Here is a 14830-nt window from a genome sequence, read left to right on the forward strand (position 1 = left end):
TCCTAACATTGTCCTATAGTCCAGTAAGAGAAATGCTTGTTACTATATATAGCAGGGTTTCTTATTATACACAAACCAATTTTATGGAACGGGGGATAGCTATGGAAGCAAACACAGAAAAGCAAGTGACTTTGGAGACCACACCACGAGCAAAAACAAAACACAAATATAAACAACCTTGGATGCTGCATTTCATGGTGCTGCCGGCGGTACTTTCGGTTTTCATCTTCTCCTATATACCGATGACAGGTATTATGATGGCGTTTCAAGATTATAAAGCTTCGCTTGGAATGATGGGCTCTCCATGGGTAGGCTTGAAGCATTTTGAATACATGTTTCAAAATGATTATTTCTTGCAAATTACGTGGAACACCCTATTTTTTGCTTGCTCCAAAATCGTGCTGAACTTAATCATTCCGTTCATTTTTGCTTTGCTTCTGAATGAAGTCAGGAACATGGGGCTCAAAAGATCAATCCAAACGCTCGTCTATCTGCCGCATTTCCTTTCCTGGGTCACGCTATCCGGAATTTTGATCGATATGCTCGCACAGACAGGAATCATTAATCAATTTATTAGCAATGTATTCGGCATTAAGCCGATTTTCTTTTTGGGCGATGGCGCCTGGTTCCGCTTCACCATTATTTTTAGTGATGTATGGAAGGAATTTGGATTCAATACGATTATCTTCCTTGCAGCGCTTGCCGGTATTAATCCAGCACTTTATGAAGCTGCTGAAGTTGACGGTGCAGGCCGTATCAAGCAAACGACGCATATTACGATTCCATCACTCATTCCAATTGCAATTGTAGTTGCAACCTTGGCGCTTGGTAACGTACTAAATGCAAACTTCGACCAAGTGTTCAACTTGTACAGTCCTTTGATTTATCAGCAGGGTGATATTATTGACACCTTTGTCTATCGTGAAGGTCTACTCAGCGGTCAATTCAGCTTTGCAACAGCCGTTAGCCTGTTTAAATCAGGGATCAGCTTGATTCTAATCGTAATCTCTTATCGTCTTGCTTATAAATTTGCCGGTTACCGAATCTTCTAGAAAGGGTGACAACGTATGCACCATAAAACACTGCCATACCGTATTTTCAGCATATTTAACAACGTGTTTTTGATTCTTCTTTCCATATTATGCTTGCTGCCGCTATATCACCTTCTCATGGTTTCCATGAGTGCGTCCGCTCCCGCCAATGCGGGATTGGTCACTTTTTGGCCGATCGGTTTCACATTAGAAGCCTATGCCAAGACGTTCGACAACAGCAATTTCCTAACTTCCTTGTGGGTGTCGACACAGCGGACCATCCTTGGTACGGCGCTTGCTATGCTAGTTAGTACACTTGCTGCTTATGCGCTGTCCAAAGATTCTCATATCTTCCGTGCTCGCAACGTTTATCTTTGGTATTTTGTCGTTACGATGCTATTTGCAGGCGGACTTATTCCAAGCTACCTCCTCATCCTTAAGCTCGGACTAATGAATACTTTATGGGCGCTTATTCTGCCAGGTACAGTCGGCGTTTATAACGTTATTCTTTTGCTAAACTTCTTCCGTACTGTTCCTAAGGATCTGGAAGAAGCTGCTTTTATTGATGGAGCCGGCCAGCTGCGCACTTTCTTCATGATTTATTTGCCGATCTCCTTGCCTGCGATTGCAACGGTTTCCTTGTTTATTATGGTCGGACATTGGAATTCCTATTTCGACGGTATCATCTATATGAAAGATGCTGAGAAGCTGCCTCTTGCAAGCTTCATGCAAACGATTATCGTTCAAAAGGATATGACTAAGCTTGATCCGCAAATGGTTGCCAATATGTCCCAAAGAACCATTAGCGCATCGCAGATCTTTATCGGCGCATTACCGATTCTATTGGTTTATCCTTTCTTGCAGCGTTACTTTGTAAAAGGGATTGTCATTGGTGCGGTTAAGGAATAGCTCATGCTACTTCCCAGCTACGATTAATAAAGTAAAAAGCAGCCCGATTGGGCTGTTTTTTTGTTTTATTCGGCAGAGCATCGCTTATATCTCTCATTGTTGTTATGATTCGCATTTGGTTTCTCCGGAGTGTAACTTGTGATATTATAATATTATCCAAATTTTCCAGGAGATGATACCGTTGTTCGATGAAGATATTGATGTTCAAGCGGCGAGCGAGAAAAAGAAAATTTTAAAAAAGCTGCTCATCATATTTATTTCTATCTGCACATTCTTCGCCTTAACTATTGGTTATGGCGTCTATTGGCTCTTCTATGACATGGGCAGACTTCCGAAAGGGAAATTTCTTATTGAGGCAGCTTCTCCTGAAGGGACTTACAGTTTAAAAGCGTACCTCATAAATGGAGGAGCGACTACTCCTTTTATGATTCGCGGTGAATTGGTATTCAATAAACGCAATCATAAAACCAAAAATATTTATTGGAGCTCTCACGAGGATCAAGCGGTCATCACTTGGAGCGATAACGATACCGTCATCATTAATGGTCACAGTCTTGATGTTCCTCACGATAAATTCGACTTTAGACATCCATAATGACGAGCTGCCTTGCCTGCACAGCATACATTATCATTTCGAGAATGTGCGTATAGACTTAGTCTCTTCTGCCAAATGACCCCATACTCGACTCAAACAAATTTAGATCTACAATCTAGCCCTATTTTCATCAAAACAGCCCTCTTCGCAAAAATAGGACTAAAAAATAGGCTTATTACCGCTCAAAACCTGCCAATTTCCCCATAGTATCCATTTCAGACAAAAATAGAGCTACAATCTAGTCTTATTTTCGCCCAATCAGCCCTATACGCATAAATAGAGCTAAAAAATTGCCTTATTACCGTTCACAACCTGCCCACTAAGCACACTATGTCTCATTATGCATACGTGAACGCATTAAAAACAGGGCTGTCCCAAGAGGTCTAAATGACCTCAGGACAGCCCCGTTTCGTTACTATGTTATTTACCGCCGGTAAACGTAATTCCTTTAATAAAAAATCGATTGAAGAACGCATAAATCAGCAGCGCTGGAAGCGTAAATACCATCGATGCAGCCATAATGTAGTTCCAGTGGCTAATGTACTGCCCTTTGAACGTATTCAGACCGAGCGTCAGCGTAAACATTGACTTGTCGGACATGAACATGAGCGGCTTCAGGAACTCGTTCCATGCACCCATGAAAACGAAGATTGTTTGAGCTGCTAACGCAGGTATCGCAAGCGGCAGTGCAATGCGGAAAAACACGCCGAACCGATTAAGCCCGTCCATCTCGGCTGCCTCCTCAAGCTCTTTCGGGAAGCTGAGGAAAAATTGCCGCATCATAAAGATAAACGTCGCATTCGCCATCATCGGCAAAGTCAGTGCAGCATACGTGTTTAACAAATCGAGCTGCTTCATAATTAAGTAAGCGGGTACGATCGTCAATTGGCCTGGAATCATTTGCACCGCTAAGATAAGGATGAACATAATTTTGTTGCCGGCAAATTCAATACGTGCAAGTGCATAACCCGCCATTGAGTTGAACAGCGTATTGCAAACCGTCGCAACAACTGCAATCAAGGCACTGTTGTACATCCATCTGAGGAAAAGCGGCTCTTTCACGAAAATATCATAATAGTTCTGCAAGGTGAATTCTTTCGGAATAAAGTTGATGCCCCCGGAAACAATCTCACTGAGCGGCTTAAACGAAGAGGAAAGCGCCCATAGAAAGGGAGCAACAGTGATGCAGCCGTATGAGAATAACAGGAAATAAAGAATCGCCTTTCCCCATTTGGATTGTTGAAATACCATCTAGTCGCCCTCCTAGTTCAGCTTTTCTTCGGCAAATAGCTTACGCTGTATCAGCGTCACGATCATAATGACAGCAGCCAGCATGACAGCGAGCGCAGAGGCATAGCCGAAGTCGAGATTTTTGAAAGCATATTGATAAATAAGCAGAGCTACGGTCAAGGTCGAGTTATTCGGTCCGCCTGAACCTGCTGAGAAAATATAAGATTGGTCGAAGAGTTGGAAGGTACCGATAATACCCATAACGACCGTAAAGAAGGTCGCAGGCTTAATTAGCGGCAGCGTGATGGAAATAAATCTCCTCCAGCCTCCTGCTCCGTCAAGCATAGCTGACTCGTACAGCGCATCAGGAATGTCTTGCAATGCAGCCAAGAAAACAACCATAAAGAATGGAGCGGTAGACCATATATTCATAAGCATGATCGCCTTCATGGCGACCGCAGGATCTCCAAGCCAGTTGTATCCATGCAAACCGATAAATTCAAGCACTCGGTTCAAAAGACCGTTTGAATTGTATATCCACATAAATATAAGTGATAGTACCGCCGACGAAGTAATGGTCGGCATAAAAAATACGATACGGAAGAAGTTTTTGAATTTGAGCTTAGCATTCAAAATAACAGCTAGTAAAATAGCAAACACCGTTTGCAGCGGCACAACAAACAAAGCAAAGGATGCCGTGTTCTTAAGCGCTATCCAGGCTCTTTCATCGCCTGCCATACGCGTGAAGTTTTTAAATCCTACCCATTTGTAACTTACTTCGCCAAGCAGATTGACCTTATGTCCCGATAAATAAAGGGAATAGAATACAGGCAAGAACAAAAAAGTACCAAGAACTAGAATGGTTGGAAGCAGGAACAGATAGCCGGTTACGTTATTTTTCAGCTTTTTTCTCCATGAAGAGACATGGGTCATGCTGCACCTTCTCCTTTCATATCAAAATCAGAGTTTGAAGGAGGGAGCGTCTTGCGCTCTCCCTCCTTCACCTCGCTTACTTCGCTGCTGCGATTTCCTTATTCGCAACAGCTTCTGCTTTTTTCATTGCATCTTCAAGCTTCGAATTACCCATAAATGTATCAACGAATTGGTTGTTGAAGTTGCTCATGATTGTAGGAAGTGTGGAGCCTGCTTGCCAAGGCGTTGCATAAGAAGCGCCCGCTACAATTGCGCTGCGAAGCTCATCTTTGTCGTAGCCAAGCTCTTGTGATACCGATTTACGAGTTGGAAGCGCGAAACCTTTGCTCGTCCACGTTTTCATTCCTTCTTTACCAGTCAAGAAGGAGATCAATTGCCAAGCTGCTTCTTTTTTCTTCGATTCCTTGTTCATTACATAAGCAACAGTGAATGCCATAGTGCCTTGTTTGCCATTTACAGTTGGAAGCTCAGCTGTCCCGTAATCTAGATCCTTGTAGTTGGACTCCAAGAATGGAATTGCCCAGTTTCCTTCGAATACGATGGAAGCTTTGCCTTGACCGAACATTTCTCCGCCCCAGCCAGCACCTACTTCTTTTGGCTCGCCGGATGATTTGTCTACATTGTGCATATCCGTTACAAGCTGCAAACCTTTAAGAGCATCTGGAGCCGCGAATGCAGCATTGCCATTCTCATCTGCAACTTTGCCGCCGAATGCTTGAATCATGAACATTTGACGTGCAAGCTCAGGCGCAACACCAAAGCCGAAGCGAACCGTTTTGTCGCCTTCTTTTTTAGTAAGCTTAACTGCCGCTTCTTTCAGCTCATCCCAAGTTGTTGGCGGAGCAGTAATTCCTGCTTCTGCAAAGTCTTTTTTGTTGTAGAACATTGCAAGCGTAGAGAAATCTTTAGGGAAACCGTAGGAAACGCCATCTTGTTTGAAAGCATCAACCATCGGCTGTTCAAAGTCTGCAACATCAAATTCTGGTGTCACATAGCTATCAAGCGGCTCTAGAACATTACGCTCAATGAGTGCAGGCGCTTCGAATGCATCCAGGTAGAAGACATCTGGGCCTTCACCGCCAATAAGTCTTGTTTTGATAACATCCATGTATTGATCGGCAATTACTTCATAATTAACCTTTACATTTGGATATTTTGCTTCAAATTCCTTCAACGTTTGGTTTAGCAAATCCTGCTCTTCTGGACTTGCTCCCCAACCTGCAAGTGTAACGGTTACCTTCTCAGCGGCTGGCTCTTTTGTCGCCTCTTGTTCTGTACCGCCATTCGTTGCTGTATTACCTGTGTTTTTGTTGCCTTCATTGCCCTTGCCACAAGCTGTTAACATAAGAACAACTACCAGCATTAAAGATAAAATCGAAACCCCTGTTTTCTTCATCTTACATACAACCTCCTTAGTAATATGAACTTTGTATATAAAGCATAAAGCGTGAAACCTATGAAATGAGAAGCTCATATCCTGTCAGATTAGACAGTATTTCCACCTCTGGGCCATTGATACCGCGAGTGACGCGCAGGCTTAGAGCGCCGCTGCCAATCTGCATTTGCTCTACTAGAAGCTCGTTCATTCCTTGAAGCAAAGATGGCTTAATTGTAATTTGCTTCGTTAGAGCGTTAGGCTGAAGCCCAAGCAAAGCTTGCACAAATGTGAGCGGTGTTCCTGCTGCCCATGCCTGCGGAGAGCAAGCAACGGGGTAAGGAACTGGCGCGCCAAGCGAATCATCATACCCGCAGAACAGCTCAGGCAATCTGTAATACTCAAACTTTGCTGCTGCATTCAATAAACCTTGCATGACGGTAATCGCTTCTTCTTGGAAGCCTAAATAGCTAAGGCCAAGCAAACAAACGGAGTTGTCATGCGGCCATACGCTTCCGTCATGGTAGCTCATCGGGTTGTAGCCGGCTGCTTCCGTACTCATCGTACGAATGCCGTAACCACCGAACATGTCAGGAGCAACCAGTCTTTTCGCAACAGCGCTTGCACGCTCAGGAGAAGCAATGCCCGACATTAGAATATGTCCTGAATTCGAAGTGACGGAATCTACGCGCTTCTTATCCTTATCAAGCGCAATCGCATAAAACTGCTCATCCTCCATCCAGAAGTCGCGCTCAAAGCGAACTCTAAGCTGTTCTGCATCTTGCTCCATGCCAGCGGCTTGTTCCTCGTGGCCTAAGCTCTTGAATATAGGGGCAAGCCTTGTAAGCGCTTGGTAAACATAACCTTGAACCTCGACGAGCGCGATTGGAGCCTCTGCATAATCGCCGTTGCGGTGAACAACGGAATCCGCAGAATCTTTCCAGCCCTGATTGGCGATTCCTTTGGACGATTTCTGATAATACTCAACAAAGGAATCATCGTCGCAATCGCCATATTCCTTCACCCAAGCCAGTGCTGCATTAAGATGCGGCATTAGCTCTTTAACAAACTGAGCATCTCCGGTCCAGTGATAATACTCGGCAGCTAATAGCAGAAATAGCGGCGTCGCATCAATCGTGCCGTAATACGGCGTAAATGGAACCTGATTTGTGCTTGCTAGTTCGCCATACCGAATTTCATGCATCACTTTACCTGGCTGCTCATCGCGCCACTCATCTTCATTCTGGCCTTGATAAGCGGCCATCGTGAGAAGCGTTCCCTTAGCAATTTGGGGATTTAAGGATAACATCTGCAGCGCAGTAATTAAACTATCACGGCCAAATGGAACCGAGAACCAAGGCAAGCCTGCAACTGGGAATGCTCCATACCCGATATCCGTAAGCAGAACTCTTAAGTCTTGCACTCCGCGATGATGCAGCTTGTTAAATAGCGGTACATCCGTTTGGATGGATGTGGATGATCCATTCCAATCCGCGTAAGATTGTCTAAGCTTTACCATCGCTTCCGCCGGTTCGTGCTGCTGCGGCTCATTGCCGTCAATGATTGGCGCAATATAGAAAGCGATTGCATGGCTTTCCCGATGATTCAGTGCCACATCGAAATGAAGCTCGCCTGCCTCGCCTATGCGACTTTCATTTGTATCCCATTTAATCTTCGTTTCACGGCGTACATCGTCAGCTCCAAGATAGCCAATTACTCTTTCCCGTTGGCCGCTTTTCTCTGCCGTCTTTCTTCCCAAATCGCCATGCTGAAAGCCGCGAACGACAAACATATCTGCAAAATCCGCATCCAATAACACGGAGAAATCAAATGTAATGGCTTTAGGATAATAGCTGGTGAGCTTGAACGTCTCATACAATGCTCCATCATAAATGAAACGTGTACGTTCAATTTCTACGGACTCACGCCACAAGATAAGCTCGCCCTTCTCTTCCATATGTGGATTGGTAAGGCGAATCGTAGAGATATAATTCTCATCCGCTGCTGAAGACAGCAGTATCGGCTTCTGACCGTTGATTCGGATCTCCATCCTGCTTATGAACCGGGTATCTTTTGTGTAAAGACCCTGACCTGAAACATCACCTTCCGGAATATCTCCATTCCGGTCCGTCATGAGGAATAGATCGTTTTCTTTGATGACTCGATAATCCAAGTGTTTCCCTCATTTCTTCTTGTAATAGCTTTTTTATTCCCTTAAATCAAACAAACATTCGTTTATCCGAAACGTTTCGGAAAAGAGGCAAAAAAATATGCTTACTCATTTTCGACGAAGCAATCTAACTTTCCAAAACGTTTCGGATAAGTTATAATCGAATTATAGATCATGATGAAAGCATTTACAAGAGTCAATTTATTTTTTAATTTTTATCATAATACATTACATGTTTTCAACATTTCGGAGGTATTGTATGGTTACGATTAAAGATATAGCTAAAGCTGCTAGTGTATCTGTTACTACAGTATCGCGTGCCTTGAACGGCTATGACGACGTTAACGAGGGCACTCGGCTAAAAATTAAGACTATAGCAGACCAGCTCGGTTATAGCCCTAATATGGCTGCAAGGTCGCTCATATCGAAAAAAACAAAGACGCTTGGCCTCCTTCTCTCCAATGTTACAAGAGACAGCTCCAAAGACAATATCGCTTTCGAAGTCCTTTGCGGAATAAATGATCGTTCAGGCGAACTCGATTATGACCTTGTCCTATTCAGTACAACACCTCAGAAACAAAAGGTAAAATCATATAAAACATTATGCCAGGAACGAGGCGTAGACGGGGTTATCATCATGGGTATTCGATTAGACGATCCTTATTTGGAGGAAATCGTATCGTCTGATATTCCATGCGTCCTTATTGATATCACTCTCCAAGGTCCTAACGTTGGATACGTTACTTCGGATAATACAACGGGTGCTCTTGCTGCAACCAACCATCTGCTTGAATCGGGACATCGCCATATCGCCATGATAAACGGCCATGAGCAAGCAGCTGTAAGCCTGCTTAGGCTAGAGGGCTACCGTCAAGCACTGCAAAGCAGCAGTGTTCCCTTTGATGAAACACTTGTGCTGAATGGTTCATTTTCCGAGCATGGCGGAAGAGAGGCCGCACGCCAAATATTGTCCAGCCGTCCTGAAGTGACTGCTATATTTTGCTCAAGCGACTTAATGGCACTCGGGGCTTTGCAGGGCGTTAAGGATATGGGGAAAAAGGTGCCTGATGATATATCGATCATTGGCTTCGACAACATTGATTTGACGGCTTATTGCACGCCCGCGCTCACTACCGTTCACCAGCATAAATACGAGTTAGGCTCCCAAGCGGCGCAAATTCTTATTGAAATGCTCGAAGGTAAAGAAATCATACACCATGTCATGCTTGGTACAGAACTCATGATTAGAGACAGCGTACGCAGTATTTAATATGTGCTTTGACTCGAGAGTGGCAAACAAAGTACATATTCAAGCAGCAATAACCCAAGTCTACTTACCTTGGGTTACTGTTGTCTTTGAGCAGACTATATTCAGTTCTCCGCCGTTACCGCAAAATAAACCGGAAACACCCCCATTTTCATCCATTCTTTATGGGTGTGCACCTTCATGTCTCGAAATCCTGCAGCAGCCAGCTTCTCTTTCAAATCCTTTGCGGTCAAAAAATTCGCTTGCGCGCGGTTAAACTCCTTAGCCTTACTGCTTAAATGAAAAAGCTTGTGTATTGCAAATTTCAAGCTTTTTTTATTCAATATTGCTCTGCGCGCAAATAAATAATCCAAAATATATCCCGAACCATGTACGAGAAAAAAGACCCTTCCTCGCGGGGACAAAACACGAAAAACCTCCTGCAGCACCTGCTCCACCTGAAGATATTGCAGCGCTACTCTACAAACGACAAAATCAACGGAATGGCTCGCAAGCGGAATATGGTGCGCATCTGCTACCTTTGTGACTACTTTGCTAGAAGCTTCACTTCTGTGGAGCAGTGCTTCTAGAAGACCAATCTGGTGCGCATCCGAGTCGATTCCATATATAATACCCGGCTCATTCTGAAGTAAAGAGAACACGGTAGCCCCTCCCCCGCAGCACAAGTCCAGCATTTTCTTTCGATTTTTGGCCTCTGCGATAAGAAGGCGGTCAAAGGAATCGGGATCATAAAGCTGCCTGTAATATTCATAACAAGCGTAACCAAATGATTTTTCCACAAGCTTTAGATCTTCGGATACAATGCCGTTCATAAGGAGCATATTCACTTCTTCTGCCGATGGTTTCTGTATCTTTACCCTTCTAATCCCCATCTCTCTGCAAAATAAATAAGCGACACCATCCAACAAACGCCGGTTACACATAATCTCCGTTTTCGTGGTCACGCTAGTGTATCCCCCCGATTTGAGGATCATATTTACTTATGGACATACAGTTGAAATCCGACAATAACTGTTTTATTTTTGCGTATGTATCCCTTAATCCGTAGTATCTTCGAATGCCATTTGACCAAGAGGTATTAAAAATTTGCTGTTGATCGCAGTCTAAATCATAGGGATGGATATAATAAACGAAATAATCTTTATCGCCTATAATTTTTCGTGCTCCGCTATAAAAAAAACGATAAGGATAAATTCGAAAATACCCTCCTCCGCCCCATGGAATATTAACGCCGCCTAAGCGAAAAGCAGGCAAAGGCACTTCCCATAGATGATCTTTTATTTTAAAAGAATGCGCAACCTTCGAGGACAAATTAAACTTGGAATATAGGTTATTTGGTGTATTCGGACTAATACTAGAATCGTAAGCGAATCCTTCTTCTATTAAAATATCAAGTCCCCAATCTGTCATAGAAAAACAGGGGGCACGATACCCACTCACCTTTGAACCGATCAAATGCTCTAAAATATCTTTTGACAGCCTAATATCCGCTTTAAATTCTAGTGTTGATTGATCATAAACGAGACGATGGGAATAGCCGTGTGATGCAATTTCATGACCTCTTCGATATATTTCTTTCACCAAATCAGGCCTTTTCTCAGCGATCCAGCCCAGCACAAAAAAAGTGCCCGTCGCCTCATATTCGTCCAGAAGGTCCAATATTTGATGAACGGGCTGTTCAAGCCTTAATTCGCAGTCAGCCCATTCGGAAAGAGACAGGTTCGGACTGCAAAACCAATCCTCTACATCGACAGTAAAAGCCATTTTCATGACCATCCCACCCTTCTCCCCCTATTATTCATCAAACCTCACATTATGGCAACATTTGTATTTGATTGAATAATTTTGTATAGAAGGGAGTAGAGTTTCTCATATATTCCTTACCCCGGAAAATCGGTAATAACCCCATCCACTCCGAGCTTTTTCATCCGTATCATATCTTGCTCAGACTGTATCGTCCACGCCATGACCTTCCGGTTGCGATGATGAATTTGCTCTACGATCTTCTCGTCAAGCAATTCATGATTGTAATGAATGTAATCCGCGAAAGCAACAAGTTCATCCAGCGTCTTCTCTGTCAGTGGGTGCTGATCCTCCTGAATAAGCGCAGCAATTGGAATGTCCGGCAGCAGGGAGTGAATTAGACGGGTCGATTGAAAGTTATAGGATTGAATAATGATACCAACGCTATTTTTCACATGTTCAACCGCTGTAAAATTTCGGCCCTCCTCTAAGCCATTAACTTGGAGCAAAAGCTCATAACGACGTACGACCTCAGCCACCTTCTCTTCCACGCCAGGATAAAGCTTTGATTCTTTAATCTCGATGAGCATGCCTAGCTTTCCAGCAAAACGGTGCATAACTTCTTCGAATGAAACGATCTTCTCATCCGTATCGTCTGTTTTTTTATCATTTTTGGCATCCATATTTTCAAGTTCATTTAATGTATAATCGTCCACAGCTCCTGTATACTGCGTCGTTCTATCCACCGTATCATCATGAATGACAACTAGTTCACCATCTTTGCTTAGCTGTACATCAAATTCGATAAAATCAGTACCTAGACGCTCCGCTTGCTCGAAGGCGGCCATCGTATTCTCAGGAGCATCACCAGAAGCCCCGCGATGTGCGATAATTAAAAAACCTTCAGGGGTATTCGGATTAGAAGCAGATACGATTAACGTCATGCAGCACAGCATGAGCAATAGCAAACCAATACTGCGCAAAACCCGTGATGTTTTCCATTTGCCCATCATCTCATCTCCTTCTCTCTGAACTGTCACCCTGACTAAGTGCATAACCAATATTAGCTACAGCAGGGTCTTACTTTATTAAACATGCAGTGTATGAACCGAAACGCATTTTCCCAAAACAGTTGCTGCCAATGAACTCACACTCCGTCTTCCTCATGGGGAATTTCAGAAAAAAAGGATGTCCCTAAAGGTCATAGACCTTCAGAAACATCCGCTCTAAGCTTGAATCAATACGTGCAAGAAACACTGTTTAATCAACCTTCATTCACCTATGTGCGACTGCATCTGGCCTATTGCTCGCAGCAGCATGATCGTTTTGCTCAAAAAGCATACCGTCCTTAATCGTTACGATCCGGTCACATAAATCCAATACACGCTCGTCATGGGTGACCATAACAGCCGCCTTGCCCCGTTGCTTAACCTCTGAAGCCATGAGCTCCACTACCGCTCTACCCCGTTTAGAATCGAGGCTGGCTGTCGGCTCGTCGGCTAGAATAACACCGGGATCATTCATGAATGCCCTAGCAATGGCAACCCGTTGGCGTTCTCCGCCGGACAGCTTCTCAGGATAATAATTCATCCGATGCAGCAGTCCTACTTTCTCAAGAAGTGCTTTAGCTTTCACAAGCGCTTCTTTTCCATCTGTACCTGCTAGCTTCGATACGAGCAGCAGTTGATCTATAACTCTTAAATAAGGAACAAGATTGGATGCTTGAAAAATAAAACCAAGATTTTTGACTCTAACCTCACTTAACTCGCTTGAGGATAAATTCGTAACATCCTTCTCATTAATTAAGATCCGTCCACTTGACGGTGAGAGCAGCGCCCCCGCTATGGAAAGAAAAGTACTTTTGCCCGAACCCGATGGTCCAACAACAGCGACAAACTCTCCTGCTTTTACGCTTAAAGAAACCTTTTGCAGCGCCGTAACAGCCGTTTCACCTTCGCCATACACTTTATTTACATGCTCAAGAATAAGTTTTTCCTTCATTATTCAACCCTCCCAATCGCTTCAATCGCATCAACTTTTGCAATCCGATTTAAAGACAGCAACGCACCGATAATCGAGACTAGAATAAGTAAACCGGAATATTGAGACAATATATTTACACCTAACTCAAAAGGCATGCTCTCTGGCAAAATCGCACTTACGCCAAAAGTAAGTCCGATACTTATTGCAACAGCCACAATAGCCAAAAGCAATACTTGACCCACTAAATTTGCTGCCAGATAGGACGTCTTTGCTCCGATTGCCTTCAACACTCCAAATTGGCTAATTTTCTGCAGTGTAATGACATAGAAGAAAACAGCTTGTATGAAAGCGGCAATAACAATTAAGAAAGCGATCATCATCGTCAGGGAGCCTTGCTCTTCTTTAAAGCCCGGAATGCCCTGTACCGCTTCTTTTTTTGTAATAACCTCCGTATCTGCTACACTCTTTTGCAATGATTCTTTGTTTAAATTATCTGTATGAATGACAATAGCGTTGTAGGAAGCTGTTTGCTTACCGAAGGATGCTTGCATCAGCTTATTAAAATTTTGGATATCCATGAATGCAACCGGCGTATGACTGAACTTCTGATTTGTGACAAAGCCGACGACCTTCCATTCAATGCCGAGCTCTTGATCCCCTAGCGTATCGCCAATTTGCACGCCTTGTTCTTTTAACGAGGAGTCAACGACCACTTCATTGCTTGACCCCATGCTTTTCCCTTCAGTAATACTTGGCATTACCTTTCCACTTGGCTCGATACCAAACAAAGCAATATCTATCTTCTTCTTGGAATCATTCCGATATACCGAAAGCATAGTTTGCCCAAGCGGTTCAGATTGCGAGAGTCCTTCAAATTGCCTGACCTCCTCCAGCTTCTCGGTACCTAGTGCGGACCGCGTCAGCTTATGCTCGGAATCCGTCTGAAGCACGAAATAATCGGCGTCCATATTTTTTAGAATGGATGCATTATCTGATGAAAGCCCATTGGCTAATCCTGAAACCATAAAGGTTAACCATGCGACCAGAACCATTATTAATCCAATTAGAAAATATCTGCCTTTCGCATATTTCAATTCGCGCAGCGCTAGAAACATGTTCAACCATCTCCATTCCTTCTCTTGATAGCTGAAGTTTACGTTTGGAATATGAACAGAGCGTGAATGGCTCATTACAATGTGAAATTAACCTCAAAATAAACAAAAAAAAGCTCAAGCCGCGATGGGCTCAAGCTTCTACTTGCCTATATTTGATGCAATGCTGGCACTTCTATTGTTCTACTTGCCGCTGTATTCCGAAGTTGCTGTATCGAGCATAGACTGCCAATTGGCAAAATCCGTTTCTCTTGCAACGTGACGATCAAACAGCTCATCCGGAATGTTCTGAACATCTTCTCTTGTTTCTACTTGAAAGTTGCCCTTCTCAAGAAACGCGCTAAAGCTTGTAAAGCTGGAATGCTTGCTCATAAACGATTCTTTAAACAAATCATCAAATGAAACATGATTTGGATCTTCCTGAATCGACTTCTGTCCTTGCAATTCCTTCAACAAATCTTCGAATGACATTGGCTTTTGCT

General features: G+C 43.5%; 14 protein-coding genes. 4 read left to right on the forward strand and 10 right to left on the reverse strand.

Annotated features, from left to right (window positions below; all coding sequences use genetic code 11):
- The first annotated feature begins 101 nt into the window (after positions 1–101).
- The 3 genes from AB4Z45_RS03140 (at position 102) to AB4Z45_RS03150 (ending at position 2535) form a co-directional block, all read left to right on the forward strand.
- The gene (locus AB4Z45_RS03140; RefSeq protein ID WP_339207058.1) at positions 102–1052 is read left to right on the forward strand and encodes an ABC transporter permease; all 951 of its coding nucleotides are present in this window, start codon (positions 102–104) and stop codon (positions 1050–1052) included.
- Between the two features lie 15 nt (positions 1053–1067).
- Positions 1068–1940, forward strand: a complete 873-nt coding sequence (locus AB4Z45_RS03145) for a carbohydrate ABC transporter permease (protein ID WP_076271478.1) — start codon at positions 1068–1070, stop codon at positions 1938–1940.
- Between the two features lie 181 nt (positions 1941–2121).
- Positions 2122–2535, forward strand: a complete 414-nt coding sequence (locus AB4Z45_RS03150; RefSeq protein ID WP_441907882.1) for a DUF5412 domain-containing protein — start codon at positions 2122–2124, stop codon at positions 2533–2535.
- A gap of 420 nt (positions 2536–2955) precedes the next feature.
- Here the strand turns inward: AB4Z45_RS03150 and AB4Z45_RS03155 are convergent, their stop codons facing one another.
- The 4 genes from AB4Z45_RS03155 to AB4Z45_RS03170 all read right to left on the reverse strand — a co-directional run bounded on the left by AB4Z45_RS03155 (position 2956) and on the right by AB4Z45_RS03170 (position 8246).
- The gene (locus tag AB4Z45_RS03155) at positions 2956–3786 is read right to left on the reverse strand and encodes a carbohydrate ABC transporter permease (RefSeq protein WP_076271479.1); all 831 of its coding nucleotides are present in this window, start codon (positions 3784–3786) and stop codon (positions 2956–2958) included.
- A gap of 12 nt (positions 3787–3798) precedes the next feature.
- Positions 3799–4698: a carbohydrate ABC transporter permease gene (locus AB4Z45_RS03160; RefSeq protein WP_441884191.1), complete on the reverse strand. Its 900-nt coding sequence runs from the start codon at positions 4696–4698 to the stop codon at positions 3799–3801.
- Positions 4699–4774: 76 nt separating this feature from the next.
- On the reverse strand, positions 4775–6094 hold the full coding sequence (locus tag AB4Z45_RS03165) for an ABC transporter substrate-binding protein (RefSeq protein WP_076271481.1): 1320 nt from the start codon (positions 6092–6094) through the stop codon (positions 4775–4777).
- A 58-nt stretch (positions 6095–6152) separates the two neighbouring features.
- Entirely contained in the window at positions 6153–8246 is a 2094-nt protein-coding gene (locus AB4Z45_RS03170; RefSeq protein ID WP_441907883.1) for an amylo-alpha-1,6-glucosidase, read from the reverse strand.
- 256 nt (positions 8247–8502) lie between these two features.
- On the opposite strand from AB4Z45_RS03170, the gene AB4Z45_RS03175 reads away from it, so the two are divergent.
- Positions 8503–9513, forward strand: coding sequence for a LacI family DNA-binding transcriptional regulator (locus AB4Z45_RS03175; protein ID WP_339207052.1), 1011 nt, complete (start codon positions 8503–8505; stop codon positions 9511–9513).
- Between the two features lie 101 nt (positions 9514–9614).
- Here AB4Z45_RS03175 and AB4Z45_RS03180 read toward each other — a convergent pair whose 3' ends face one another.
- From AB4Z45_RS03180 to AB4Z45_RS03205, 6 genes are all read right to left on the reverse strand, one after another.
- On the reverse strand, positions 9615–10454 hold the full coding sequence (locus AB4Z45_RS03180; protein ID WP_441907884.1) for a class I SAM-dependent methyltransferase: 840 nt from the start codon (positions 10452–10454) through the stop codon (positions 9615–9617).
- 1 nt (position 10455) lies between these two features.
- Positions 10456–11286: a polysaccharide deacetylase family protein gene (locus tag AB4Z45_RS03185; RefSeq protein WP_441907885.1), complete on the reverse strand. Its 831-nt coding sequence runs from the start codon at positions 11284–11286 to the stop codon at positions 10456–10458.
- A 104-nt stretch (positions 11287–11390) separates the two neighbouring features.
- Positions 11391–12266, reverse strand: coding sequence for a glycerophosphodiester phosphodiesterase (locus AB4Z45_RS03190; protein WP_441907886.1), 876 nt, complete (start codon positions 12264–12266; stop codon positions 11391–11393).
- A 262-nt stretch (positions 12267–12528) separates the two neighbouring features.
- Entirely contained in the window at positions 12529–13254 is a 726-nt protein-coding gene (locus AB4Z45_RS03195) for an ABC transporter ATP-binding protein (protein ID WP_441907887.1), read from the reverse strand.
- Entirely contained in the window at positions 13254–14426 is a 1173-nt protein-coding gene (locus AB4Z45_RS03200; protein ID WP_441907888.1) for an ABC transporter permease, read from the reverse strand. Before AB4Z45_RS03200 ends, AB4Z45_RS03195 begins: the two co-directional genes overlap by 1 nt.
- A 105-nt stretch (positions 14427–14531) precedes the next feature.
- Positions 14532–14819 carry a hypothetical protein gene (locus AB4Z45_RS03205; protein ID WP_076271489.1) on the reverse strand — a complete coding sequence of 96 codons (288 nt, stop codon included), beginning with the start codon at positions 14817–14819 and terminating at the stop codon, positions 14532–14534.
- Between the last annotated feature and the right edge of the window lie 11 nt (positions 14820–14830).

The organism is Paenibacillus sp. MCAF9 (genome assembly GCF_052114265.1).
In the GTDB taxonomy this organism is placed as follows: domain Bacteria; phylum Bacillota; class Bacilli; order Paenibacillales; family Paenibacillaceae; genus Pristimantibacillus.